Source organism: Paracoccus zhejiangensis (genome assembly GCF_002847445.1).
GTDB classification, from domain to species: Bacteria; Pseudomonadota; Alphaproteobacteria; order Rhodobacterales; family Rhodobacteraceae; genus Paracoccus; species Paracoccus zhejiangensis.
In genome coordinates, this window is sequence record NZ_CP025430.1 from 394,123 (window position 1) to 420,021 (window position 25,899).

At 66.7% G+C, this 25,899-nt stretch carries 22 protein-coding genes and 1 tRNA gene; 16 read left to right on the top strand and 7 right to left on the bottom strand.

Annotated features, from left to right (window positions below; all coding sequences use genetic code 11):
* Positions 1-4: 4 nt before the first annotated feature.
* Positions 5-1,141 carry a pyridoxal phosphate-dependent aminotransferase gene (locus tag CX676_RS01995; RefSeq protein ID WP_101751122.1) on the bottom strand — a complete coding sequence of 379 codons (1,137 nt, stop codon included), beginning with the start codon at positions 1,139-1,141 and terminating at the stop codon, positions 5-7.
* Between the two features lie 208 nt (positions 1,142-1,349).
* Here CX676_RS01995 and CX676_RS02000 point away from each other — a divergent pair, with 208 nt between their 5' ends.
* From CX676_RS02000 to CX676_RS02015, 4 genes are all read left to right on the top strand, one after another.
* Positions 1,350-2,102, top strand: a complete 753-nt coding sequence (locus CX676_RS02000; RefSeq protein ID WP_101751123.1) for a DsbA family protein — start codon at positions 1,350-1,352, stop codon at positions 2,100-2,102.
* Between the two features lie 113 nt (positions 2,103-2,215).
* The gene (gene purM / locus CX676_RS02005; protein WP_101751124.1) at positions 2,216-3,262 is read left to right on the top strand and encodes a phosphoribosylformylglycinamidine cyclo-ligase; all 1,047 of its coding nucleotides are present in this window, start codon (positions 2,216-2,218) and stop codon (positions 3,260-3,262) included.
* A complete protein-coding gene (purN, locus tag CX676_RS02010; RefSeq protein ID WP_101751125.1) occupies positions 3,259-3,843 on the top strand; it encodes a phosphoribosylglycinamide formyltransferase in 585 nt (194 codons plus the stop codon). Before purM ends, purN begins: the two co-directional genes overlap by 4 nt.
* A gap of 277 nt (positions 3,844-4,120) precedes the next feature.
* Positions 4,121-5,836, top strand: a complete 1,716-nt coding sequence (locus CX676_RS02015) for a bifunctional sulfate adenylyltransferase/adenylylsulfate kinase (protein ID WP_101751126.1) — start codon at positions 4,121-4,123, stop codon at positions 5,834-5,836.
* A gap of 68 nt (positions 5,837-5,904) precedes the next feature.
* Here CX676_RS02015 and CX676_RS02020 read toward each other — a convergent pair whose 3' ends face one another.
* Positions 5,905-6,336 (bottom strand): Lrp/AsnC family transcriptional regulator, encoded by a 432-nt coding sequence (locus tag CX676_RS02020; RefSeq protein ID WP_101751127.1) that lies wholly within the window; start codon positions 6,334-6,336, stop codon positions 5,905-5,907.
* Between the two features lie 131 nt (positions 6,337-6,467).
* On the opposite strand from CX676_RS02020, the gene CX676_RS02025 reads away from it, so the two are divergent.
* Positions 6,468-7,622 (top strand): type III PLP-dependent enzyme domain-containing protein, encoded by a 1,155-nt coding sequence (locus tag CX676_RS02025; protein ID WP_101751128.1) that lies wholly within the window; start codon positions 6,468-6,470, stop codon positions 7,620-7,622.
* Positions 7,623-7,691: 69 nt separating this feature from the next.
* Positions 7,692-8,828 carry a DUF2235 domain-containing protein gene (locus tag CX676_RS02030; RefSeq protein WP_232816559.1) on the top strand — a complete coding sequence of 379 codons (1,137 nt, stop codon included), beginning with the start codon at positions 7,692-7,694 and terminating at the stop codon, positions 8,826-8,828.
* Between the two features lie 172 nt (positions 8,829-9,000).
* Here CX676_RS02030 and metF read toward each other — a convergent pair whose 3' ends face one another.
* Positions 9,001-9,894 (bottom strand): methylenetetrahydrofolate reductase [NAD(P)H], encoded by an 894-nt coding sequence (gene metF, locus CX676_RS02035; protein ID WP_101751129.1) that lies wholly within the window; start codon positions 9,892-9,894, stop codon positions 9,001-9,003.
* Positions 9,895-9,987: 93 nt separating this feature from the next.
* On the opposite strand from metF, the gene CX676_RS02040 reads away from it, so the two are divergent.
* Both CX676_RS02040 and CX676_RS02045 read left to right on the top strand, forming a co-directional pair.
* On the top strand, positions 9,988-10,893 hold the full coding sequence (locus tag CX676_RS02040) for a LysR family transcriptional regulator (protein WP_101751130.1): 906 nt from the start codon (positions 9,988-9,990) through the stop codon (positions 10,891-10,893).
* 274 nt (positions 10,894-11,167) lie between these two features.
* The gene (locus tag CX676_RS02045; protein WP_101751131.1) at positions 11,168-11,956 is read left to right on the top strand and encodes an inositol monophosphatase family protein; all 789 of its coding nucleotides are present in this window, start codon (positions 11,168-11,170) and stop codon (positions 11,954-11,956) included.
* A 9-nt stretch (positions 11,957-11,965) separates the two neighbouring features.
* Here CX676_RS02045 and CX676_RS02050 read toward each other — a convergent pair whose 3' ends face one another.
* Positions 11,966-12,673 carry a response regulator transcription factor gene (locus CX676_RS02050; RefSeq protein ID WP_101754083.1) on the bottom strand — a complete coding sequence of 236 codons (708 nt, stop codon included), beginning with the start codon at positions 12,671-12,673 and terminating at the stop codon, positions 11,966-11,968.
* Positions 12,666-14,576, bottom strand: coding sequence for a hybrid sensor histidine kinase/response regulator (locus tag CX676_RS02055; RefSeq protein ID WP_101751132.1), 1,911 nt, complete (start codon positions 14,574-14,576; stop codon positions 12,666-12,668). Before CX676_RS02055 ends, CX676_RS02050 begins: the two co-directional genes overlap by 8 nt.
* Before the next feature lie 142 nt (positions 14,577-14,718).
* Here CX676_RS02055 and CX676_RS02060 point away from each other — a divergent pair, with 142 nt between their 5' ends.
* Positions 14,719-15,690, top strand: a complete 972-nt coding sequence (locus CX676_RS02060) for a DMT family transporter (protein ID WP_198590260.1) — start codon at positions 14,719-14,721, stop codon at positions 15,688-15,690.
* On the opposite strand, the gene CX676_RS02065 is transcribed toward CX676_RS02060, so the two are convergent.
* The gene (locus CX676_RS02065; protein WP_101751133.1) at positions 15,644-17,824 is read right to left on the bottom strand and encodes a lytic transglycosylase domain-containing protein; all 2,181 of its coding nucleotides are present in this window, start codon (positions 17,822-17,824) and stop codon (positions 15,644-15,646) included. The genes CX676_RS02060 and CX676_RS02065 overlap by 47 nt on opposite strands.
* Before the next feature lie 111 nt (positions 17,825-17,935).
* Between CX676_RS02065 and dapA the strand changes: the two genes are divergently transcribed.
* The gene (gene dapA / locus CX676_RS02070) at positions 17,936-18,811 is read left to right on the top strand and encodes a 4-hydroxy-tetrahydrodipicolinate synthase (RefSeq protein WP_101751134.1); all 876 of its coding nucleotides are present in this window, start codon (positions 17,936-17,938) and stop codon (positions 18,809-18,811) included.
* Positions 18,812-18,998: 187 nt separating this feature from the next.
* Positions 18,999-19,085, top strand: a tRNA-Leu gene (locus CX676_RS02075).
* Positions 19,086-19,132: 47 nt separating this feature from the next.
* On the opposite strand, the gene CX676_RS02080 is transcribed toward CX676_RS02075, so the two are convergent.
* The gene (locus tag CX676_RS02080; RefSeq protein WP_198590261.1) at positions 19,133-19,960 is read right to left on the bottom strand and encodes a lysozyme family protein; all 828 of its coding nucleotides are present in this window, start codon (positions 19,958-19,960) and stop codon (positions 19,133-19,135) included.
* 189 nt (positions 19,961-20,149) lie between these two features.
* On the opposite strand from CX676_RS02080, the gene CX676_RS02085 reads away from it, so the two are divergent.
* From CX676_RS02085 to CX676_RS02105, 5 genes are all read left to right on the top strand, one after another.
* On the top strand, positions 20,150-21,238 hold the full coding sequence (locus CX676_RS02085) for an ABC transporter ATP-binding protein (RefSeq protein WP_101751135.1): 1,089 nt from the start codon (positions 20,150-20,152) through the stop codon (positions 21,236-21,238).
* A 48-nt stretch (positions 21,239-21,286) separates the two neighbouring features.
* The gene (locus CX676_RS02090; RefSeq protein WP_101751136.1) at positions 21,287-22,363 is read left to right on the top strand and encodes an ABC transporter substrate-binding protein; all 1,077 of its coding nucleotides are present in this window, start codon (positions 21,287-21,289) and stop codon (positions 22,361-22,363) included.
* A gap of 122 nt (positions 22,364-22,485) precedes the next feature.
* On the top strand, positions 22,486-23,562 hold the full coding sequence (locus CX676_RS02095) for an ABC transporter substrate-binding protein (protein WP_101751137.1): 1,077 nt from the start codon (positions 22,486-22,488) through the stop codon (positions 23,560-23,562).
* A gap of 65 nt (positions 23,563-23,627) precedes the next feature.
* Positions 23,628-24,926, top strand: coding sequence for an ABC transporter permease (locus CX676_RS02100; RefSeq protein ID WP_101751138.1), 1,299 nt, complete (start codon positions 23,628-23,630; stop codon positions 24,924-24,926).
* A gap of 6 nt (positions 24,927-24,932) precedes the next feature.
* Positions 24,933-25,886, top strand: coding sequence for an ABC transporter permease (locus CX676_RS02105; RefSeq protein WP_101751139.1), 954 nt, complete (start codon positions 24,933-24,935; stop codon positions 25,884-25,886).
* The last annotated feature ends 13 nt before the right edge of the window (positions 25,887-25,899 follow it).

A 25,899-nucleotide genomic window follows, 5' to 3' on the forward strand; every position in this document is an offset into this window, starting at 1 on the left:
AGCCTCACCGCGCCGCCATGAAGCGTTGCAGCCGCGCCAGTCCTTCGGCGATCTCCGCCGTCGCGCGGGCATAGGAAAAGCGCAGCATGGTCCGCCCACGCTCGGCATCGAAATCGACGCCGGGGGTGACGGCGACCCCGGCCTTGTCGAGGATCTCGGCGGCAAAAGCCACGCTGTCATCGGTCAGGGCCGAAACATCGGCATAGATGTAGAAGGCGCCGTCGGGTGGCGCGATGCGGTCGAACCCGGCCTTGGGCAGGCCTTCCAGCATCAGCCGGCGGTTCTCGGCATAGGTGGCAAGATTGGCATCGGCCTCCCCGGTGCAGTCCAGCGCCGCAAGCGCGGCAACCTGGCTGGCATGGGGCGGGCAGATGAACAGGTTCTGCGCCAGCCGCTCGACCGTGCGCAGATGGGTTTCCGGCACCACCATCCAGCCGACGCGCCAGCCTGTCATGCTGAAATACTTGCTGAAGGAATTGATGACGAAGACATCATCGCTGACCTCGAGCGCCGAATGCGCCCGCTCGCCATAGGAGAGCCCGTGATAGATCTCGTCCGAGATCACCGCCGTGCCCTGCGCCTGTGCCGCGCCGATCAACCCGCGCAGCTGGTCCAGCGTCAGCATGGTGCCCGAGGGATTGCCGGGCGAGGCCAGCATCAGCCCCTCAACGCCCTCGGGAATATCCTCGGGGCGGGGCTGGAAGCGGTTCTCCAGCGTGGTCGGAATGCCCACCGGCTCCAGCGACATGGCCCGCATGATCTGGCGATAGCTGGGATAGCCCGGCGCCCCCAGTGCCACCCGGTCGCCGGCATCGAAAAGCGCCGAGAAGGCGAGGATGAAGGCCCCGGAGGAGCCCGGCGTCACCACAACCCGCGCCGGGTCCAGATCGACCCCGTACCAACGCTGATAGAGCGCCGCGATGCCCTGCCTCAACTCCGGCAGACCAAGCGCCACGGTATAGCCGAGCGGCTGTTCCAGCGCGCGTGCCAATGCCGCGCGGGCGCCAGCGGGGGCAGGGGTGCCGGGCTGGCCCACCTCCATATGGATGATGCTGCGGCCCGCCGCTTCCGCCCGGCGCGCGGCCTCCATCACGTCCATGACGATGAACGGGTCCACCTGCCCGCGTTGCGACTGTCTCATCTGCCCGGCCTTCGGTCTTTTTCTTTGCCCGGTGTTCTAGCGCGGGCGGGGCGGCGGCTCCACCCTTTTCGGGCCGCGAGGACGGCACGGGCGGCATGGATATTTGGACGAGGAAGAAGCGACGGCGTCGGCGCGATCACACAGCCGTGTCCTTGTCATTCAGGGTCCGGGGCGTATTCTGGCGCGCGACACGAAAAAAGGATGCCCGATGAAACGCCTGATCGCCGCCCTGTTGCTGACCGCCACGCCGGTCATGGCCTTTGACATCAGCGCCATGACCGAGGACGAGAAGGCGGCCTTCGGCGTGGCCGTGCGCGAATACCTGATGGCCAATCCCGAGGTGCTGATCGAGTCGATCAACGTGCTCGAGGAACGCCGGGCGGCGGATTCGGCGCAGAACGACAAGCTTCTGGTCAGCCAGTTCCAGGACGAGCTGTTCGAGGACGGCCACAGCTGGGTCGGCGGCAATCCCGATGGCGACCTGACCGTGGTCGAGTTCATCGACTATCGCTGCGGCGTCTGCCGGCAGTTCGACCAGGAGGTTCAGGACTTGGTCGAGGCCGATGGCAATATCCGCTTCATCGTGAAGGATTTCCCGATCCTCGGGCAGGACAGCGACACCTCGGCCCGCTTTGCCGTGGCGGTGAAGCAGATCGCCGGGGACGAGGCCTATGTGAAGGCGCATGAAGAGTTGATCACCCTGCGCAGCGGCGCGACGCTCGAGGCGCTGACCAAGGTGGCCGAGGATATCGGCGTCGACGCCGAGAAGGTGCTGGCGGCGATGAATTCCGACGCGGTCAGCGAGGTGCTGCGCGCCAATCGCCAGTTGGGCGAGAAGATGGCGATCCAGGGCACGCCGACCTTCGTCATCGGCGACGAGCTGCTGCGCGGCGTGCCGCAGGCCGGGCTGACCGCCACCGTAGCCGAGATCCGCGCGAAGATGGCTGCCGACGAAGGGTAGGGTGATGCCCGCGACCCGGTCCCTGACCATGGGGCCGGGAATGGGCTCCGACAATCCGTTGCCCCGCCCGCCGGCTTCCGCTATGGGGACGCCATCCAAGCGAGGGCGGCGACATGAGCGATAAACCCAACGGTCTGACCTATGCCGAGGCTGGCGTCGACATCGATGCCGGCAATGCGCTGGTCGAGCGGATCAAGCCGGCGGCGGCCTCGACCCAGCGGCCGGGGGTGGTCGATGGCCTTGGCGGCTTCGGTGCGCTGTTCGATCCGCGCGCGGCGGGCTTTCAGGACCCGGTTCTGGTCGCGGCGACCGATGGCGTCGGCACCAAGCTGCGCATCGCCATCGATACGGGCCATCTGGACGGCGTGGGCATCGACCTGGTCGCCATGTGCGTCAACGATCTCGTCTGCCAGGGGGCGGAGCCGTTGTTCTTCCTCGACTATTTCGCCACGGGCAAGCTGTCGGTCGACGAGGGCGCGCGGGTGATCGAGGGCATCGCCAAGGGCTGTGCCGGTTCGGGCTGCGCGCTGATCGGCGGCGAAACGGCGGAAATGCCCGGCATGTACGCCAAGGGCGATTTCGACCTCGCGGGCTTTGCCGTCGGCGCGATGGAGCGCGGTTCGGTCCTGCCGGCCGGCGTCGTCGATGGCGATGTGCTGCTGGGCCTCGCCTCGGACGGGGTCCATTCCAACGGCTTCTCGCTGGTGCGGCACGTGGCCGAGGCGGCGGGGATGGACTGGGATTCGCCCAGCCCCTTCGGCGAGGGCACGCTGGGGCGTGGCCTCCTGGTGCCGACGCGGCTTTACGTCAAGCCGGTGCTGTCGGCGATCCGTGCCGGCGGCGTTCATGCCGCGGCCCATATCACCGGCGGCGGCATCACCGAGAACCTGCCGCGCGTCCTGCCGAAGGATCTGGGCGCCGAGATCGATCTGGGCGCCTGGTCGCTGCCGCCGGTCTTCCGCTGGTTGCAGAAATCCGGCGGCATTGCCGAGGCCGAGATGCTGAAGACCTTCAACTCGGGCATCGGCATGATCCTGTCGGTCGCCGCCGACCGCGCCGATGCGCTGACCACGCTGCTCGAGGCCGAGGGCGAGACCGTCCATCGCCTTGGCACGGTGACCGAGGGGCGCGGCGTGCGCTATTCCGGCACGCTGGCGTGAAACGCGTCGCCATCCTGATCTCGGGTGGCGGCTCGAACATGCTGCGCCTGTTGGACAGCATGGCGGGCGATCATCCCGCGCGGCCGGTGCTGGTCGGTTCGAACGATCCCGCTGCCAGCGGTCTGGCCAAGGCCGCCGCGCAGGGCGTGCCGACTGTTGCCATCGATCACCGCGCATTTGCCAGCCGGACAGAGTTCGAGGCAGCGCTGCTCGAGCCGCTCTTGGCCGCCGAGCCCGACATCATCTGCCTTGCCGGCTTCATGCGCATCCTGACGCCGGACTTCACCCGCCGCTTTGCTGGCCGGATGCTGAACATCCACCCCTCGCTGCTACCGAAATATCCGGGCCTGCACACCCATGCCCGCGCCATCGAGGCCGGCGATGCCGAGGCGGGCGCGACGGTGCACGAGGTGACCGCCGATCTGGATGCCGGTCCGATCCTCGGGCAGGCGCGGGTGCCGGTGCTGCCGGGCGAAACGCCCGACACGCTGGCGGCGCGGGTGCTGGTTCAGGAACACCGGCTCTATCCCGAGGTGCTGCGCCGTTTTGCCGCGGGCGACCGGAAGCCGGTCCTTCTCTGACCTGCCCATGCCCCGTTGCAGAGAAAAAAATCCCGTTCTGCAAATCGACGGCCTGCGCAAATGATTGCCGCATGGAGGCCGGGCGGCATGGAACCCGGTCCACCCGAAAGGCCCAAGACCCGGTTCAGCCATTCTTCCCGGATCATGCTGCAACGCAGCAATGGGCGGCGGATTCACGCCGCGCTTGGTTGATTGTCAGACCCGACGGGTATAGGTCCGCCGCGATCCCGCGCCCCTCTGGCGCCTGCCGATTTCTCTGGATGATCCGAGCTCAACCATGACCCAAGCCAACCAAGCCCCGATTCCCGAACTCTATGTCTCGCCCGACGCCGCCGCGGCGCTGAAAGACGAGGCGGGCAACATGCCCAGCTGGGATCTGACCCCGCGCCAGATCTGCGACCTCGAACTGCTGATGAACGGCGGCTTCTACCCGCTGAAAGGCTTTCTGACCGAGGCCGATTACAACGGCGTCGTGAATGACATGCGGCTGAGCGACGGCTCGCTCTGGCCGATGCCGATCAACCTCGATGTCAGCGAGAAATTCGCCGAGGGGCTGGAGCCCGGCACCGACATCGCGCTGCGCGACCAGGAAGGCGTCATCCTGGCGATCATGTCGGTGACCGACAAATGGTTGCCGAACAAGAAGCTCGAGGCGGAGAAGGTATTTGGCGCCGGTGCCGATGACCTGGCCCATCCGGCGATCAACTACCTACACAACGTGGCCGGCCCAGTCTATCTCGGTGGCCCGGTGAAGGGCCTGCAGGCGCCGACGCATTACGATTTCCGTGGCCGTCGCGATACGCCCAACGAATTGCGCGCCCAGTTCAAGAAGCTCGGCTGGCGCAAGGTCGTGGTGTTCCAGACCCGCAACCCGCTGCACCGCGCCCACCAGGAACTGACCTTCCGCGCCGCGCGCGAGGCGCAGGCCAACCTGCTGATCCACCCGGTCGTCGGCATGACCAAGCCCGGCGACGTGGACCATTTCACCCGCGTCCGCTGCTACGAGGCGGTGCTGGACAAGTACCCGGCGGCTACCACCTCGCTGTCGCTTCTGAACCTCGCCATGCGCATGGCCGGCCCGCGCGAGGCGGTCTGGCACGGCATCATCCGCCGCAACCACGGCGCCACCCATTTCATCGTCGGCCGCGACCATGCTGGCCCCGGCAAGAACAGCAAGGGCGTCGACTTCTATGGCCCCTATGACGCGCAAGAGCTGTTCAAGAAGCACGAGGACGAAATCGGCGTCCAGATGGTCGACTTCAAGCACATGGTCTATGTGCAGGAAAAGGCGCAATATTACCCGGTGAACGAGGTGCCCGAGGGCGGCACTGTGCTGGATATCAGCGGCACCGAACTGCGCCGCCGCCTGCGCGAGGGCCTGGACATCCCCGAATGGTTCAGCTTCCCCGAAGTGGTGACCCAGCTGCGCCGCACCTCGCCGCCGCGGGCGCGCCAGGGCTTCACCGTCTTCTTCACCGGCCTCTCGGGCTCGGGCAAGTCCACCGTCGCCAACGCGCTAATGGTCAAGCTGATGGAGATGGGCGGCCGTCCGGTGACGCTGCTCGATGGCGACGTGGTGCGCAAACACCTGTCGAGCGAGCTGGGGTTCAGTAAGGAACACCGCGACATCAACATCAAGCGCATCGGCTATGTCGCTTCCGAGATCACCAAGAACGGCGGCATCGCCATCTGCGCGCCGATCGCACCCTATACCGCGACCCGCCGCGCCGTTCGCGAGATGGTCGAGCAATACGGCGCCTTTGCCGAGGTGCATGTCTCGACCCCGATCGAGGAATGCGAGCGCCGTGACCGCAAGGGTCTCTACAAGCTGGCGCGCGAGGGCAAGATCAAGGAATTCACCGGGATCTCGGACCCCTATGAAGAACCGCAAAAGCCCGAACTGCGCGTCGACACCACCGAGATCGACGTGGACAATGCCGCGCACCAGGTGCTGCTGACGCTGGAAAACATGGGGCTGATCGGTCTGCGCTGACCGGCAGCTTTGCCAAGAAAGATCGCAACGGCCTCGCCCCTCCGGGCGGGGCCGTCCCTATCCGGGCCTCAGACCGCCCGGTCGAGTTTGGTCGAGAGATGAATCAGGCTTTCCGAAGACCGCACCCCGTCGAACCCGCCGATCCGGTCCAGCACGTCATCCAGCGCGCTGGTCGAGGGCGCGGCCAGTTGCAGCGCCAGGTCGACGCGGCCGCTGGTGGTGTGGATGCGCTCGACCTCGGGCAGGGTCTTCAGCCGGGCGAGGATCGCCGCCAGCGAGCGCGGCTCGATCACCAGCAGCACCGTGGCGCGGATGCGAGTGGCACGGGCCGATTCGCCCAAGCGCACGGTATAGCCGGCGATGGCGCCCGAGCTTTCCAGCCGTTCCAGCCGCGCCTGGACGGTCGAACGCGCCACTTTCAGCCGTCGCGACAGCACCGCGACCGAGATGCGCGCGTCCTGCGACAGCTGGGTGATGATGCTTCGGTCCAGATCGTCCATGAATCCCTCAGTCTGCTGGGTGGTTCGTCAAAATAACCGAAGCGTGACACAATTCTACCATATTCATCGGTGAAATCGGAACCTATATGCGCCATTCTTGGTTGCGGGACGAACAGAAGGAAAGGCCACCAATGGGACAGAACAAGACCGTCTGGGATAATCCCGCCGACATCATCCGGCATATGAAGCCGGATCACCCGGTGATGGCCTTCGCGCCGTCGGCCCTGCAGGAAACCGCCCGGCGCTTTGTCGCGGGTTTTCCCGGGCTGGTGACCTATGCGGTCAAGTCGAACCCCGAAGAGGTGGTGATCCAGAACCTGCTGGCGGCAGGGATCAAGGGTTTCGACGTGGCCTCGCCCTTCGAGATCGACCTGATCGGCAGGATGTCCCCGGCCGCCGCGCGGCATTACCACAACCCGGTGCGCGCCGGATGGGAAATCGACCACGCGGTCGGTGCCGGCATCCGTGCCTGGTCGGTCGACAGCCGTTCGGAACTGGACAAGCTGTTCGCCCGCGTGCCGACCGAAACCGATCACGGCCCGGTCGAGATATCGCCCCGCTTCAAGCTGCCGGTGCTGGGCGCGGCCTATGACTTCGGCTCGAAATTCGGCGCTACGCCGGAACTGGCGGCCGAGCTGCTGGCGGCGGTCGCGGCGCGTGGCTATACCCCCTCGCTGACCTTCCATCCGGGGACGCAATGCACCGACCCGATTGCCTGGGAAAGCTATATCCGGGTCGCGGGCGAGATCTGCGAAATGGCCGGGGTGAAGGCCAAGCGGCTGAACGTCGGCGGCGGCTTCCCCTCGCATCGCGTGGTGGGCGTCGAGCCCGACCTGGAAGCGATCTTCACCGAGATCGGCGAGACCGTTGCCGAGACCTTTGGCGACGACCGCCCCGATCTCGTCTGCGAGCCGGGCCGGGGTCTCTGCGCCGATGCCTATGCGCTGATCACCCGGGTGAAGGCGCTGCGCGACGGCAGCAGCGTCTTCCTGAATGATGGCGTCTATGGCGGGCTGGCGGAACTGCCGATCATCGGCAATATCGACCGGCTGCAGGTGCTGACCCCGCAGGGCAAGCTGCGCGAGGGCGATCCGCAGAGCCGGGTGATCTTCGGCCCGACCTGTGATTCGGTCGATCGCCTGCCGGGCGAGCTGACTTTGCCCGAGGATATTGCAGAAGGCGATTACGTCATCGTCCACGGCATCGGTGCCTATTCGACGGTGACGAATACGCGCTTCAACGGCTTCGGTCTGATGAGTCACGCAACGGTAATGTCACTCGCGTGATAGATTTTTGACCGACTCGTGTTACGCTGGATTTGTTGACCATTCAGTCCAGCTTTCCGAGTGTTCCCCGTGCAACCCCTTGCCCCCCAACCGCTTGCCCCCCGACGGCCCCCCGTCACCCATGTCATCCTGATCGACGGCACCTTCGCGTCCCTGACCGAAGGTCGCCGCAGCGCGATCGGCCGTATCTATGCCGCCCTGCGTGGTCGGCTGGGGCATCTGCCCCCCGATGCGGGCCGATTGCGACTGCATTACGCCGCCGGTCAGCAACTGGACAATTGGCGGATGCTGCCGGAACTGGCGTCGGGGCGTGGGATGGAGTTGCGCATCACTCAGGCCTATGGCTGGCTGGCCTCGGGCTATGCGCCCGGCGATCCCGTCTACCTGCTGGGCTATTCACGCGGGGCATTCGCCGTGCGCAGCCTTGCGGGGATGATCGGGCGGATCGGCCTTCTGCGCGACCGCCACGCGACCGAGCGGCATATCCGGCTGGCCTGGCGCTATTACCAGGGCGGCGGCAATCCGCAATCGCTCGAGGCGTTCCGGCGCAGCCGCTGCCATGACCATGTGCAGATCCGCATGGTCGGCTGTTTCGACACGGTGATGGCTCTTGGCATCCGCCTGCCGATGCTGTGGATGCTCAGCGAGCCGCGCCACCGCTTCCACGACGCGCATCTGGGCGCGCATGTCGATTTCGGCTTTCAGGCGCTGGCGCTGGACGAGACCCGGGCGGCCTTCGCGCCGATCCTCTGGGACGATGCCAGCGATGCCGGGCGGATCGAGCAGGTCTGGTTCAAGGGCGCCCATGCCGATATCGGCGGGCAATTGTCGGGGCTGGAGTTCGCCCGGCCACTGGCCAATATCCCGCTCGTCTGGATGATGGAACGGGCCGAGGCCGTGGGTCTGCCGCTTCCCGAGGGCTGGCGGCGGCATTTCCCCACCGATGCCACCGCGCCCTCGATCGGCAACTGGCGGCGCTGGGGCAAGGCCTTCCTCGCCCGCGCGCCGCGTCTGGCCGGCCGCGAGGCGACCGAGACGCTGCATCCGTCCGTGCCGCTGCCCTATCCCGGCCCGGCGATCCTGACCCGGCATCTGGCGCAGTTCGCCGCGCCCAAACGCCGCCGCCTGCGCCGCGCCACGCCCGAGAGCGTGGAGTTGCCGGTGCTGCCGGACCTGCCGTCGATGGACGAGGGCAAGCCGGCCTGAAATACGCGAGCGCGGATCAGCAGACCTGGCCCGGAATCGAGCGCGAAGCGCGCCGGGCCAGCGTCCGACCGCCCCCCGGGCGGACGCTGGCCCTCGTCCGGCCCTCGATCCGCCATGAGAAAGGCGGCCGCCCTTGAGCGACCGCCCGTATCATGCTGTCAGGCCCTCGGCCTTACGCCACCGCCTTCAGCTCGCGCACCGGCTGGATGCCCAGTGCGGCGCAGACGTCGCGGGTCAGGCCCGGGCGGTTCAGCGTGTAAAAATGCAGCCGGTCGACGCCGCCTTTCAGCAGGTTGTCGCACAGTTCGGTGCAGACCGCCGTGGCCAGCAGCGCCTCGCGGCCCTCGCCATCGCGGGCGGCGGCGGTGAAGGCGTCGTCGGCCCATTGCGGGACCGAGGTGCCGCACATGGCTGCAAACCGTTTTGCACCGGCCCAGCTCTGGATCGGCAGGATGCCGGGGATGATCGGGGCGGTGATGCCGGCCTTCTCGCATTTGTCGCGGAAGCGGAAGAAGGTCTCGGCCTCGAAGAAGAACTGGGTGATGGCGCTGGTGGCCCCGGCATCGATCTTGCGCTTCAGCCAGGCCACGTCGGCATCGGTGCCGCCCTGCGTGTCGGGATGCGGCTCGGGATAGGCGCCGACGCGGATGGTCATGTCGCCCCGCGCCGCGATCGCCTCGATCAGCTCGATCGAATTGGCAAAACCCTCGGGATGCGGGGTGAAGCGGTCGGCACCCTTCGGTGCATCGCCGCGCAGCGCCACGATTTCGCGCACGCCGGCATCGGCATAGGATTGCACGATGGCCAGCGTTTCCTCGCGCGAGGCATCGACGCAGGTCAGATGCGCGGCCACCGTCACGCCGTAGTTTTTCTGGATGGTGGTCACCGCCTCATGGGTCAGCTGCCGGGTGGTGCCGCCGGCGCCATAGGTGACCGAGACGAAATCGGGTTCCATCGGTGCCAGCGCCCGCGCCGTTTCCCACAGCGCGAAAGACGCCTCGAGCGTTTTCGGCGGGAAGAATTCGAAGCTGATCTTCGGGGCAGTGGTGATAGTCGGCGTGGTCATGGCGATTCCCTTTTCTTGAGGCCCTTGTGCCATGCGCGGCGACGTGAGACAAATTCATGTTTCTCAAGATTGTCATGAAATCGGCTCAACACCATGCATCTCGAACTGCGCCACCTGCGCACCGTCCGCGCCGTCCATGAACAGGGCGGGCTCGCCCGCGCCGCTGATGTGCTGAACATCACCCAATCGGCGCTGTCCCATCAGATCAAGGGGCTGGAGGATCAGGCCGGGGTCGAGCTTTTCGTGCGCCGCGCCAAGCCCATGCGGCTCTCCGCCGCCGGGATGCGGCTTCTGCGGCTGGCGGAGCAGGTGCTGCCGATGGTCGCCGCCACCGAGGCCGAGTTCAAGGGTGTCGAGATGGGCCGGGTCGGGAGGTTGCATATCGCGATGGAATGCCATGCCTGTTTCGACTGGCTTCTGCCGGTGCTGGACCAGTTCCGCCGCACCTGGCCGGATGTCGATGTGGATATCCGCCTTGGCCTCGCCTTCGGCGCGCTGCCGGCGCTCGCGCGGGAACAGGTCGATCTGGTCATCTCCTCGGACCCCGAGGAGGTGCCGGAGGTGACCTTCGCGCCCCTGTTCGACTATTCGCCGACGATGGTGGTGCCGGCCGGGCATCCGCTGGTCGAGAAGGGCTTTGTCGAGCCGGAGGATCTCGCCGACCAGACGCTGATCTCCTATCCGATGGACCGGGCGCGGCTGGATGTGTTCAGCCAGTTCCTGACCCCCGCCGGGGTCGAACCCGCCCATCACCGCAAGGTCGAGCTGACCGATGTGGCCTTGATGCTGGTCGCCTCGGGCCGGGGCGTGGCGGTGATGCCCGACTGGGTGCTGCGCCGCCATGCCGCCAATCCCGAACTGGCGATGCTGCCCTTGGGGCAGGGCGGGATGCTGCGCCGGCTTTACGCGGCGGTCAGGGATGACGACCTGTCGCAACCCTACATGGCCCATGTGTTGCGGCTGGCGCGGACCGAGCCGGTCAGAATGCTGAGGGGCTGAGGGAGCAGACCCGGCCCGATACGCGGGCGAAGCCCGCCGGGCCAGCGCCGGCCCGCCCCCGGGCTGGCGCTTTGGTGCCGCTGGTCCCGAGTTCCGGCAGAAGAGGGGCTTGGCACCATAAACCGCTTTGGCGCACCGTTCCGATGCCACCCCACGGGCCGGCGCTGCCCCTCTGCCCGGAAAATTGAGGCACGTAACGGGCCTTCCCATCCGAACCGCTTCACTTTCCTGCCCCATGCGCCTAAGAGGCGCGCAACCCGACAGGAGTCCGCATATGCTCAGCGCCAATATGAACGTCATGATCAAGGCTGCCCGCAAGGCCGGCCGCAGCCTCGTCAAGGATTTCCGCGAGGTCGAGAACCTGCAGGTCAGCGTCAAGGGTGCGGGCGATTTCGTCAGCCGCGCCGACCGCGAGGCCGAGCGGATCATCAAGGAAGAACTGCGCGGCGCGCGGCCGAACTATGGCTGGCTGGGCGAGGAAACCGGCGAGGAGGCGGGCGAGGATCCGACCCGTCGCTGGATCGTCGATCCGCTGGACGGCACCACCAACTTCCTGCACGGGTTGCCGCATTGGGCGATCTCGATCGCGCTCGAGCACAAGGGCGAAATCGTCGCGGCGGTGATCTTTGACCCGGCCAAGGACGAGATGTTCGTGGCCGAAAAGGGCGGCGGCGCCTTCATGAACGACCAGCGCCTGCGGGTGTCCTCGCGCGGGAAGATGATCGAGTCGATCTTTGCCACCGGTGTGCCCTTCGGCGGCCGCGGCACGTTGCCCGCGACGCTGCAGGACCTGGCCCGGTTGATGCCGCTGACCGCCGGCGTGCGCCGCTGGGGCGCTGCCTCGCTGGATCTGGCCTATGTCGCCGCCGGCCGTTACGACGGCTACTGGGAACGCGGGATTTTCCCCTGGGATGTCGCAGCGGGCATCCTGATGGTGCGTGAGGCTGGCGGTTTTGCTGAAGGTCTGCGCGAGGGCGATCACGTGCTGGAATCGGGCCGCATCGTCGCCGCCAATGCCACCATCTTCGACACGTTCGCCAAGGTCATTCGCGCCCGCGACTGATCGCGCGCCTCAGCCCAGTTCCGCCAGAAAGATATAACCCGCGCCATAGATCGTCTTGATCAGGCGCGGGTTTTTTGGATCCTCGCCCAGCTTGCCCCGCAGGCGGGAGATGCGCACATCCATTGCCCGGTCGAAACTTTCCCCCGCCGTGCCGCCAAGCGCCTCGAGCATCTGGTTGCGGGTGATGAGCCGACGCGGGCTGTCCAGGAAGATGCGCAGCAGTTCCGCTTCGGCATGGCTGATCGGCGTTTCCGCACCATCGGGCGCAATCAGCATGTAGCTGTCGAAATCGGCGGTCCAGCCGGCAAAGCGGATGCGGTTGTCGCTGCGCTCGGGGCTGGCGGCGGCGGCGGGCTTGCGCAGCCGCGCGCGGATGCGGGCCACCACCTCGGCGGTCTCGAACGGCTTGATGATGTAATCATCCGCGCCCAGTTCCAGCCCGGTGATGCGGTCCTGCACCTGCGCCCGGCCCGAGATGATGATGATCGCCGCCCCCGATTCGCGCGCCAGCCGATGCACCAGCGCCAGCCCGTCGCGGTCGGGCAGGCCCAGATCGATCAGGCAGGCCTCGGGGGTGATGCGGCGCAAAGCCGCCTCGAACTCGGTGGCGCGGGCGAAACTGGCGGTACGAAAGCCCGCCTCCTCCAGCGCGCCCGACAAGAGGCGGCGGATCTCGGGCTCGTCATCCAGAATGGCGATCAGGGGCGCGTCAGTCATGGGGGTCTTCTGGCGTGTCGGGGGCGGCGCGGCAAGCGGCATCCGCCAGCGCGCCCGCCAGCCGGTCGGCATCGAAGGGTTTGGTGAGCACCGGGGCGGTTGCGCCCGCGCGCAAGGGATCGCCCGGCGGCAGCGAGGTCATCAGCACCAGGGGCAGGCCGGCGCCCGACAGGTCCAAGCCCAGACCGTCGCCAAGCTGCATGTCCGACAGGATCAACGTCAGCCCGGGCAGGTCGGTCAGCGCCTGCGCCTCGGTCAGGCTGGCGGCCTCGATCACCGCATGGCCGAGGCCGGTCAGCATGGCGCGGACCTCGGTGCGGATGGTGTCGTCATCCTCGACCAGCAAAACGATTTGCCGCGCCACCCGGCGCAAGGGCAGGCTCAGCGTCACCCGCGCGCCGGTCCCGGTATTGTCCAGCCTGAGGGTGCCGCCGGCCAGCTTCGTCTGGTCATAGACCATCGACAGGCCCAGTCCCGACCCCTGTCCCTGCTTGGTGGAATAGAAGGGTTCGGTGGCGCGGGTCAGCGCCTCGGGCGAGAAGCCGGGGCCGCTATCCTCGACCATGATGCGCAACCAGCCGCCACGGGGCAGGGCGGTCAGGCTGATGGTGCCGGGGCCGGATAGCGCCGCATTGGCGTTGAGGATCAGATTCAGAAGCGAATCCTGCAAGGCACCGGGATCGAGCAGCAGCGGGGCATCGTCCAGCGCAGACTCGACGGAGAGCACCACCCCCTCGGCCAGCGAGGGGCGCGCGAGCGTCGCCACCTCATTGAGCAGCGCCGGCAGGCTGACCGGCTGGAAACTCAGGTCGCGCGGCAGGCTGATGCTGGCGAGGCGATTGAGCAGTTGCGCCCCCCGCCGCGCCGCCGCCAGCGTGGCCTGTACATCCGCGCCCGCCGTTCCGGGCAGGTCGAGCCCCGCCAGCCGCCCCTGCAGCCCGAGGATGATGGTCAAGAGGTTGCCGAAATCATGCGCCATGCCCGAGGTCAGCCGCGCCGCAAGACTGCGCTTGCCGGCATGGCTGATCGCCTCGCGGACCTGCACCTCGGCACTGACATCGGTCGAGAGGACATAGACCCCCTGTCCGGTCCGGTCCGGGGTCAGGGCGATGCGGATGCGCCGGCCCGAGGGCTGGTGCGTCATCTCGAAGACCTGCGGCTCGCCGGTCAGCGCGCGGTCGAGCCAGGGTTTCAGCGTGGCAAAGGTCTGCGGCCCCAGCGCCTCCGAGACATGCAGCCCGGTGATCCGGTCCGAGGTGCCGGGGAAAACCAGCGGCTGCTGGCGGTTCGAGAAGCTGTAGCGATAGCTGGCATCGACATGGGCGATATGGGCCGGAACCATCTCGGTGACCTGCCGGATGCGCGCCTCGCTGGCGGTCAGGATGCGCTGCGCCTCTTGCAAAGCGGCGTTGGTGGCGGCCAGTTCGCGGTTGGCAGCGGCCAGACGCTCGGCATGGTCCAGCACCTGTTCGCTGAGTTCCTCGGAGCGTGCGCGCAGCAGCGATTCCTGCCGCTTGGTGTCGGTGATGTCGGTATAGACGGTGATCCAGCCGCCCTCGCCAAGCGGCGCGCCCTCGACCGCGATCCAGCGGCCATTGGCGCGCGGACGTTCGAAGTAATGCGGCTCGAAGGTGGCGGCCTGTTTGACGCGGAAGGCGATGGCGGCCTCGGGGTCATCCTGCGGCCCGTATTCGCCGCGATGGACAAGATAGCGGATGGTCGCCTCGAAGCTGGCGCCGGGCCGGGTCAACTCGTCGGGCAGGTCGAACATGGCCTGGTATTGCAGGTTCGCCACCGCCAGCCGCAGGTCGGCGTCAAAGATCGACAGCGCCTGACCGATCAGGTTCAGTCCCGAACGGGTCAGTTCGGCGCGGGTCTCGTCAGGGTTCGGGGCGCGGATCATGGCGGGGGATTGTGCCCGGATCGGCGGGGGTTGCAATGCCCAGCCATGCGCAAGGCGCAAGGCAGGGGTGACGAACCTTGGACCGGGTTGACCCGGCATACCAAAAGGCGCATCGGGCCTGCAGTATGTGCAAGGATTCCCCATGTCGGACCAGCCCCCCGCAAGTCCTAAGGCCGCCAATCCGCTGAACGCCCCGGCGGCCCGTGCCCCGGCGGTGCCGCCCCTGAACACCCCGCGCGAGGACCGCACCGGGCTGGCGATCATGATCATGTGCGCCGTGGCGATGATCTTCGCGGTGCAGGACGGGCTGTCGCGCCAGCTTGGCAGCCAGTATCCGGCGATCTTCATCGTCATGCTGCGTTTCTGGTTCTTCGCGCTGTTCGTCATCGTGCTGGTGGCGCGCCAGCCGGGCGGGCTTGGCCGGGCAATGCGGTCCAAGCATCCCTGGATGCAGATCTTCCGGGGGGTCCTGCTGGTGGCCGAGGTGGTCATCATGGTCGAGAGCTTCGTCCGCCTTGGCCTGGTCGAGACGCACGCGATCTTCACCGCCTCGCCCCTGCTGGTCGCGGCTTTGTCGGGGCCAATCCTTGGCGAGAAGGTCGGCTGGCGGCGCTGGACGGCGATCATGATCGGCTTCCTGGGCATCCTGATCGTGCTCAATCCCGGGCAGGGCATGTTCGCCCCCGCCGCCATCCTGCCGCTGATCGCCGCGCTGATGTTTGCCGTCTACGGGCTGGCGACGCGCTATGTCTCGCGGCAGGACAGTTCGCTGGTCAGCTTTTTCTGGACCGGCATTTCCGGCGCCGCCGCGATCACGCTGGTCGGCATCTGGCAATGGGTCTGGCTGGCGCCGCTCGACTGGTTCTGGATGCTGTGCCTCTGCATAACCGCCATTGCCGGGCACTACCTGCTGATCCGCGCCTATGAGCTGGCCGAGGCCTCGGCGCTGCAGCCCTTTGCCTATACCCAGCTGGTCTGGGCCAGCGTCATCGGGGTGATCTTCTTCGGCGATGTGGTGAAGACCAACGTGGTCATCGGTGCCGCCGTGGTGGTCGGTGCGGGTCTGTTCACCTTGTGGCGCGAGCGTCAGAAGGCAAGGGCGAAGGCGCACTGATCCCCTCGGGCCAGCGGAAGCCATCGCCCGCATCCGCCGCCAGACGCGGCACCGGCATGGCGGCCACGGCGGCCTGCATCTCGTCACTGACCGGCAAGCGCGCCAGTCTGAGCGGCCGGGCAGGAGGCTGGGCCGACAGCGCCAGCGTCAGCCGCAGCGGCGGTGCCGGCATCAAGCCGCCGCCAGTCAGGTCCCAGGTCGGCACGATCGGCACCGTCTTCCCCATGATCCGCGCGCGATAAATTGGCTGCGCCTCGGCCACGCGCATGACGTAATTGCGGGTCTCGTCGAAGGGAATCAGTTCCACCCAGTCGACCGCATCGGCGCCACCGTGATCGGCGCCCTTCCTCAGATCGCCGAAATCCCCGATCCAGCGCGCGGGCCGACCCGGCCCGGCATTGTAGCCCGAGGCGACCAGCGCCACCGAGGCGCCGAAACGATCGCGCAGCCCGTCCAGATAGGCCGCGCCAAGCCGGGCGTTATATCCCGCATCCTGCGTCAGCCGCGCGCGCTCATAGGGTTCGCCGATCTTGCGGGCCATGGCCTGCGCGGTGTCGGGGATGACCTGCATCAGCCCCAGCGCGCCGGCATGGCTGCCGACGGTATGGTTGAACTCGCTTTCCTGTCGGGCAATGGACAGGACCAGTTCCGGCGGGATGCCGAGATCGGTATCTTCCAGCCCGGTCAGCGGGAAATGCGCCGCCGGATAGATCGCGCCAAGCGAGGCCGCGCGCTTCGACAGCCGCAGCGCATGCCAGGGCTTGCGCGCTTCCAGCATCAGCCGGGCCATGCGGGCGATGTCGTCGGGTTCGGCACCGGTCGCCGCCGCCTGCAGGAAGAATTGCTGCGCCTGGTCGGCGCGGCCCGTGCCCAGCATCCACAGCCCGGCATTGAACAGCTCGTTCCCGACCAGATCGCTGCCGCGCCAGTCGGGCAGGCTGTCGAGCGCCTTGCCCGGCACGGCAAATTCGGCGGGCATGGGCAGGTGCAGTTTCTCGGCGGAAAGCTGGCCGTAATAAGTGCCGATATATTCGGCCCCTGCCTGATAGGCCGCGCGGGCGGCATCACCCTTGCCAAGCGCCTCCTGCGCGCGGCCCTGCCAGTAATCGGCGCGCGCACGGCTGATGGCGCTGCCGACCACGGTTTCCAGATGGTCGAAATGGGCAAGTGCCCGGTCTGCTGCCCCGGCGCGCATCGCGGCATAGCCTGCCAGCCATTCGAGATCGGGGTAATGCTCGTTCTCGGGCGGCAGGAAATGCGCCCGCGCGAGTTTCTCGGCTGTCGCCCAATCGCCCTGACGCATGGCAAGCCGGGCATAGTCGACCCGCATCTCGGCCCAGACTTCGGGGTCACGCAAAGCCTCGGCACTGGTCGAGCGTTCCAGCATCAGGTCCCGCGCCAGATCATGCATCTTGGCACGGACCCGCCAGCGATAGCGATCCATTGCCAGCCCGGCATCGGCGCGGGCGGGTTCGGGCAGGGCGTTGATCAGGTCATCGACCCCGTCGCGCCGGGCCTGCAGGGCGATGCGGGCGCGGGCCAAGGCGGCATCGGGGGCCGAAAGCTCTGCCAGCCGCCGCTCGGCCGCCTGCCATTCGCCAAGGTCCAGCATGGCAAAGGCGCGGGCAGCGGCGAGGGGCGTCAGCTCGTCGGCATAGGTCTTCAGGAACGCAGCCTCTTCCGCCGGTTCCAGCGGCACCGTGGTCCAGAAGCGTTCGCGCTCCGCCTTGGCCTCGCTGGCCGAGAGCGTGGCGAGAAAGGCCGTTTCCGTGCGCAGGCTGTCGGGCAGGCGATCGCCGAACCAGTTGCGGATCTGGTCAGGCGGCAGGTCGGGACGCAAGAGCGCATCGCCGCGCCGGATCAGCGCCGCCTCGCCGGGCCAGCCGGGATGGTTCAGGCGGAAGGCGAGGAAATCGCGGAAGGCGCCATTGCCAGCGATCAGCGCCTGCCAGCCGACCAGCGCCTCGGCCATCGGGCCGGATCGCCCGGCGGCCTTCCTCGCCGTGACCCAGTCGCCGGTCTCGGCTGCAGCCAAGGCCAGCGCCATCGCACCGGCATTTTCGGCGCGCGCGGGCAGGGCTGGCAGCATCAAGGCCAGCGCGCCCGCCCGGAATATGTGGCCGATGAACCGCATTCCGCATATGTGTGCGGTGCTTTGCCGCGCGGCGCAACTCACAAGCTTGGCAATTCCGGCTGCGGGATATAGGGATTGCGCGTTCAGAAAATCGCAAATCAGGAGCGTGTCATGTTCAAAGGGTCAATACCTGCCCTCGTCACGCCGTTCACCCCGGACGGCGAGCTGGATCTGGACACGCTGAAGAAGCTGGTCGACTGGCATGTGGCCGAGGGCAGCAACGCGCTCGCACCTGTGGGCACGACCGGCGAAAGCCCGACGCTGAGCCATGACGAGCATCGCCAAGTGATCGAGACGGTGATCCGCGTGGTCGATGGCCGCATCCCGGTCATTGCCGGCGCAGGCTCGAACTCCACCCGCGAGGCGGTGGGGCTGGTGCAGTTCGCCGCCGAGGCCGGGGCGCAGGGCGCGCTGGTCGTCACCCCCTACTACAACAAGCCGACGCAAGAGGGGCTGATCGCGCATTACACCGCGCTTCATGACGCCGCCGACCTGCCGATCATCATCTACAATATCCCGCCCCGCTCGGTCATCGACATGTCGCCCGAGACGATGGGCGAGCTGGCCAAGCTGAAGAACATCGTCGGCGTCAAGGACGCGACCGGCAAGCTGGAGCGGGTGAGCCAGCAGCGCATCACCTGCGGCACGGATTTCATCCAGCTGTCGGGCGAGGATGCGACCGCGCATGGCTTCAACGCGCAGGGCGGCGTGGGCTGCATCTCGGTCACGGCCAATGTCGCGCCGAAGCTGCTGGCGGCGATGCAGAAGGCCACGCAGGCAGGCGATTACGCCACTGCGCTGGAGATCCAGGACCGGCTGATGCCGCTGCATATCGCCATCTTCGTCGAGCCGGGCCTGGTCGGGGTAAAATACGCCATGTCGCGGCTGGGGCTCTGCAACGAGCGCGTGCGCCTGCCGCTGACGCCGCTGCGCGAGGCGACCCGCAAACAGATCGACGACGCGCTGGCCCATGCCGGCCTGATCTGAGCATCTGATCTAACGTTGACCTGACGCATCGCGGCGGTTCCCGGACCGCCGCGTTTGCATGTGACGGGGCAGGGGACCGCCGGCTTCCCCAGGCTGATCGACCCGCGCATTTCTTCGCGTCGAACCCGCCGATTACCCCTTTTCATCCGCCGCGCCTTTGGCTATCACCCCGCCCACTGCCCCGGATGCGGTCGTGGCGGAATTGGTAGACGCGCAGCGTTGAGGTCGCTGTGGGGTAACTCCCGTGGAAGTTCGAGTCTTCTCGACCGCACCAACTTTCTCTTCATCGGTGAACCGGCACAGCCGCCCTTGGCGGTCGCCTCACGGCGTCAGTGCGCTGGCCCAGAGCGAGGGCTCGCCCGCCAGCGGTGCCGCGCCGGTGTCGCCGCCGATCAGCGGGCCTTGCGTCTCTCCGATCACCGCCAGCGAGCCGGCCATGCCGGTCAGGGGCGTGCCGAGCGGGGCGCCGAGCAAGGTCAGCTTCTCGCGCGCGGCCCGGACCCTCTCCTCGGGCATCGGGGCGGCATCGGCGAATTCGTTATAGGTCTCGGGCGAGTCGGTCAGGCCGTCGAAGCCGCGGGTCTGCAGCATGGCGTACAACTCGTCGAAGCGGGCGAGGTATTTCCGGGCATTCTCGGGACTGCGCGAATGGAAGGCGCCGGCGGCGGCGCGCCAGTCACCGGTTTCCTGGTAGAGCTGCAGCACGAAGCTGGCGGCATAGCGGGCATTGGTCAGCGGGTCGAACATGGCCGCGACCGAGGTGAAATTCGCGCCATGCCAGCGGTAATTGATCTGGAAACAGCCGATATCGACATTGGGCCGGCCCAGTGCCACCCGATCCTCGGCGAAGGCCAGGGCCGAGGCCGGATCGTCGAACCAGGATCCCGCGCCCTCGGCATTCACGCTCCAGGCCCAGGGGCGGACATGGCCGTCCAGTCGCCGCCCGGTCTCCGTCAGGGCCAGCGCGCCGAGGATGTCCGTCGGCACGCCGTATTCCGCCGCTGCCTGCCGCGCCGCGCCCTCGCAGATCGCCGCCGGGTCGGACAGCTCTGCCTGCGACAGCACCGCAACTGCCTGCACCGGCAGCAGAAAGGCTGCCAGAAGCGCCAACAGCGCCCGGGTCCGGGCAAGTCCTTGATATTGCAGCATCTGCACCTTTCGCGGCCGTCCGATCCTGTGGAAGAGTAACCGGCCCGGCTTAAGATAAGGTAAGCCTGCGGCAGAGCCGCGCGTTGGACGAAAAGCCAGTTGCAATCCTTGTGGCGGCGCGCGTAACGTGACGACGCGCCACAAGACCAATAAGCCAATCAGGGAGTGCGCGGATTGCAGCAAGATCGCATGGACGGCGGCTTTGTCGTCTTCGAGCATGTGCAGAAAAGCTATGACGGTCAGACGCTTGTCGTCAAAGACCTGAATCTCGACATCGGCAAGGGCGAGTTCCTGACCATGCTGGGGCCCTCGGGTTCGGGCAAGACAACCTGCCTGATGATGCTGGCCGGTTTCGAACAGGCCACCCATGGCGAGATTCGGCTGGACGGCAAGAACATCAACGACGTGCCGCCGCACAAGCGCGGGATCGGCATGGTGTTCCAGAACTACGCCCTCTTCCCGCACATGACGGTGGGCGAGAACCTGTCCTTCCCGCTGGAAGTGCGCGGCATGACCAAGGCCGAGCGCGAGACGCGGGTCAAGCGGGCGCTGGACATGGTGCAGATGGGCGCCTTCATCAACCGCCGCCCGGCGCAGCTTTCGGGCGGGCAGCAGCAGCGGATCGCGCTGGCCCGCGCGCTGGTCTTTGATCCCAAGCTCGTGCTGATGGACGAACCCCTCGGCGCGCTCGACAAGCAGCTGCGCGAGCATATGCAGTTCGAGATCAAGGCCCTGCACGAGCGGCTGGGGATCACCGTGGTCTACGTGACGCATGACCAGGGCGAGGCGCTGACCATGTCGGACCGCATCGCCGTATTCAACGATGGCCGCATCCAGCAGCTGGCCAGCCCCTCGGCGCTGTATGAGCAGCCGGAAAACAGCTTTGTCGCCAGCTTCATCGGTGAAAACAACGCGCTGCCCGGCATTCTTGAGAAACTGGATGGGAATAACGCGATCATCCGCCTGCATAATGGCGAGGCGATCGATGCCACCGCCGTCAATGTGCGGCAGGTGGGTCAGGATACCACCGTCTCGATCCGGCCCGAGCGGGTCGAGTTCAAGCCCGAGTTGATGCCCTCGGGCGCGCATACCGTCGAGGCCGAGGTGATGGATGTCGTCTACATGGGCGATATCCTACGGACCCGGCTGAAGGTCGCGGGCAGCGATGATTTCGTGATGAAATGCCGCAATACCATTGGTCAGACCCGGCTGTCGCCGGGTCAGAAGATCCGCATTGGCTGGCATCCGCAGGATGCCCGCGCGCTGGACCCGGTCTGAACACGGGCCTTGCGCGGAGAGACAGATTTATTGAAGCGAGAGGACCTTATGAAACATTCCCTGATCCTGACCACTGCCCTGACGGGCCTGATCGCGCTGCCGGCGGCAGCACAGGAGGTTGCCCTGCTGTCCTGGGGCGGCGCCTATGGCAACAGCCATCTGGAAGCCTATGCCAAGCCCTTCGAGGCCGAGACCGGGATCAAGGTGGTGATGCAGGACGCCGACAACCCGGCCACGCCGATCAAGGCCATGGTCGAGGCGGGCAATGTGACGGTCGACGTGGCCTCGGTCGAATATGCCGATGCGGTGCGCCTGTGCGATGAGGGTCTCTTGGAAACCATCGACGGCTCGATCCTCGCGGCGGCCGAGGATGGTACGGCGGCGGCGGATGACTTCATCGAGGGGGCCGTGACCGACTGCTTTGTCGGCACCGATGTCTATTCGATGATCCTGGCCTATGACGACAGCAAGTTCGCCGACGCCAAGCCCGCCACCCCGGCGGACTTCTTCGACCTGGCGAAATTCCCCGGCAAGCGCACCATGCGCAAGGGTGCCAAGTTCAACCTCGAACTGGCGCTGATGGCCGATGGCGTGGCCCCGGCGGATGTCTATGCCACGCTCGGCACGCCCGAGGGTGTGGACCGCGCCTTTGCCAAGCTCGACAGCATCAAGTCGGACGTGATCTGGTGGGAGGCCGGGGCGCAGCCGCCGCAGCTTCTGGCCGATGGCGAAGTGACCATGGCCTATGCCTTCAACGGCCGGATCTTCAATGCCGCGCAGGCCGAGGGCAAGCCGTTCAAGATCATCTGGGACGGCCAGATCTACGAGATGGAAGGCTGGGTGGTGCCGAAGGGCGCGCCGCACCTGGAAGACGCGCTGAAATTCGTCACCTACTCGACCTCGCCCAAGCCGCAAGCGCGGGCTGCCGAGTTCATCAGCTATGGCCCGCCGCGCAAATCGGCGGCTGCGCTGGTCGGCAATATCGAGGGCACGGAGGTGCCGATGGGTCCGAACCTGCCGACCTCGGCCGAGAACATGACCAATGCGCTCGGCTCGAACCTTGATTTCTGGGTCGATCACGACGCCGAGCTGAACGAGCGTTTCAACAGCTGGCTGGCCGGTTGATCTGACAATCCGGCGGGTGGTCCCATGGGGCCGCCCGCTTCTGCCTGACAACCTGTCGGAAGCAGGACGGGCCAATAAAAACAAAAAGATAAGACAACAATCTTGAAACAGGGTGAACCATAATGAAGTCTATCCTCATCGCTACCACCGCCTTGGCCGGGCTGGCATCCGCCGCGCTGGCCGAGGGCGAGGTGAACGTCGTCTCGTGGGGTGGCGCCTACGAGGTCAGCCAGGTCGAGGCCTATAACAAGCCCTTCACCGCCGAGACCGGCATCAAGGTCAACATGATCGCCGCCGACAACCCGGCCACGCCGCTGAAGGCGCAGGTCGAGGCCGGCAACATCACCGGCGACGTCTTCGACATCGAGGTGTCCGACGCCATCCGCCTGTGCGACGAGGGCGCGCTGGTCGAGATCAACCCCGCCGATCTGCCCGCCGCCCCCGATGGCACCCCGGCCGCCGAGGATTTCATCGACGGCGCGCTGCAGGATTGCGCGGTGGCGAACATCTTCTGGGGCACGGTCATTGCCTATGACAACACCAAGTTCCCCGATGGTGCCCCGACCACGGCGGCGGATTTCTTTGACCTCGAGAAATATCCCGGCAAGCGCGGGTTGCCGAAAAGCGCCAAGCGCACGCTCTACCTGGCGCTGATCGCCGATGGCGTGCCGGCCGACCAGATCTATGAGAAGCTGGCGACCCCGGAAGGCGTGGCGCAGGCCTTTGCGAAACTCGACACCATCAAGGACAGCGTTGTCTGGTGGGAAGCGGGCGCGCAGCCGCCGCAGCTTCTGGCCGATGGCGAGGTGACGATGGCCACCGGCTATAACGGGCGCTTCTTCGACGCCATGGTTGGCGAGGGCAAACCCTTCACCATCATCTGGGACGGTCAGTACATGGATCTCGACATGTTCGCCATTCCCAAGGGCTCGCCCAACCCGGAAGCCGCGATGGCCTATCTGAAATTCGCCACCGACACTCAGCGTCTGGCCGATCAGGCGAAATACATCGCCTATGGCCCGTCGCGGAAATCCTCGGCGGCGCTGGTCGGCAAGTACAAGGACGGCACCACCGACATGGCGCCGCACATGCCGACGAACCCGGACCACATGACCACCTCGATCATGGATGACCCGGAATTCTGGGCCGACCACGATGCCGAGATGAGCGAACAGTTCAACGCCTGGCTGGCTGGCTGATCCGACAACCGCTGCCGTCCCCGGCTGGTCCGGGGGCGGTGGCCCTTCCACCGCGAAGAGACATCATGGCACAGGCCCTCGATCCCCACGCCGCCATCGCCACCCAAGCGGGTGGTATCGATGATGGCCCGCTGACCACGGCCGATGGCCAACCCCTGGCCCGCGCGCTGCGCCGCTCGCAGAAGCGCGCCAAGCGCCGCGCCTTCCTGCTGGTGCTGCCGCTGCTGGCCTTCATCCTGCTGACCTTCGTGGTGCCGATCGCGCAGATGCTGCAGCGATCCTTCTACAATGACGGCTTTTCGGCCAACATGCCGCAGGTCTCGGCCTGGTTCGCCGATACCGAGCGTGGCACCGATCCCGACGAGGCGGCCTGGGCCGCGCTGGCCGCCGACCTGACCGCCGCCGCGGAGAACCGCAGCATCGGCGTCGTCGGCACCCGCATCAACTACGACATGGCCGGCACGCGGTCGCTGTTCACCTCGACCGGCCGCAAGGTCCGCGATGGGCTGGAGCCGCCCTACCAGGCGGCGCTGACCGAGATCGATGCGAAATGGGCCGACCCGGTGCTGTGGAGCACGATGCGCGAAGCCTCGAGCCCGGTGACGACGAATTTCTATCTTGCCTCGCTGGACCGCAAGCGCGATGCCGAGGGCAGCATCACCCAGGTGGCCGAGAACCAGCGCGTCTACATCATGCTGTTCCTGCGCACCTTCGGCCTGTCGCTGCTGATCACCGCGCTGACCTTCGTCCTTGGCTTCCCGATTGCGCATCTTCTGGCGACGCTGCCGATGCGCAAGTCGAACCTGTTGATGATCCTCGTGCTTCTGCCCTTCTGGACCTCGCTTCTGGTGCGCACGACCAGCTGGATCGTGCTGTTGCAGCAGCAGGGCGTGGTGAATGACCTTCTGGTCTGGGCCAATGTCATCGACGCCAATGGCCGGTTGCAGATGATCTACAACCGCACCGGCACGATCATCGCGATGACCCATATCCTGCTGCCCTTCATGATCCTGCCGCTCTACTCGGTGATGCGCACGATCAACCCCTCCTATGCCCGCGCCGCGCGGTCACTGGGGGCGACCAGCTGGACGACCTTCCGCCGCATCTATTTCCCGCAGACCCTGCCGGGGCTGGGGGCAGGGGCGCTGTTGGTGTTCATCCTCGCCGTGGGCTATTACATCACGCCCGCGCTGGTCGGCGGTTCCTCTGGCCAGCTCATCTCGAACATGATCGCCATGCACATGACCGACACGCTGAACTGGTCGATGGCGGCGGCGCTGGCGGCGCTTCTGCTGGCGGCGGTGCTGCTGCTCTACTGGTGCTATGACCGCATGGTCGGCATCGACAACCTGAAGCTGGGGTGACGCAAGATGGCGCTTCCGAATTACGCATCCCCGGCCGAGCGGATCTGGCACTGGTCCTACCTGCTGATCTGCACGCTGATCTTCATTTTCCTGATCGCGCCGATCCTGGTGATCATCCCGCTCAGTTTCAACGCCGAGCCCTATTTCACCTTCACCGAGAAGATGCGGTCCTTTGACCCGGACGGCTATTCGATGCGCTGGTATGACAGCCTGCTGACCTTCGGGATGCAGGCGCCCGACGGGCCGCGCAATGCCGGCTGGTGGGCCGATGCCTGGGCCAATGCCAAGTGGATCAATGCCGCCAAGAACTCGATCATCATCGGCTTCTTCTCGACCATCCTCGCCACCTTTCTCGGCACGCTGGCCGCGCTTGGCCTGTCGCGCCCGGAAATGCCCTTCCGCCGGGCGATCATGGCGATCCTGATCTCGCCGATGATCGTGCCGCTGATCATCACCGCGACCGGCATGTTCTTCTTCTATTCGAACCCCTGTTCGGTGCTGGGCTGGGTCGGGTTGCCGACGAATTGCGGGCGGCTGGCGGGCACCTACCTGGGCGTGATCCTTGCCCATGCCACGCTTGGCATTCCCTTCGTCATCATCACCGTGACGGCGACGCTGGTGGGCTTCGACCAGTCGCTGAACCGCGCCGCCGCGAGCCTTGGGGCCAATCCGCGCACCACCTTCTTCCGCGTGACCATGCCGCTGATCCTGCCCGGCGTGATCTCGGGCGCGCTGTTCGCCTTTGTCACCAGCTTTGACGAGGTCGTCGCGGTGCTGTTCATCGCCGGCCCGGATCAGCAGACCATCCCGCGGCAGATGTGGAACGGCATCCGCGAACAGATCTCGCCGGCCATCCTTGCCGTCGCGACCATCCTGGTGATCTTCTCGATCGCGCTGCTGACCACGGTGGAACTGCTGCGCCGCCGCTCGGAACGGCTGCGGGGCGTTACACCGCACTGATCCGGGCGGGGCA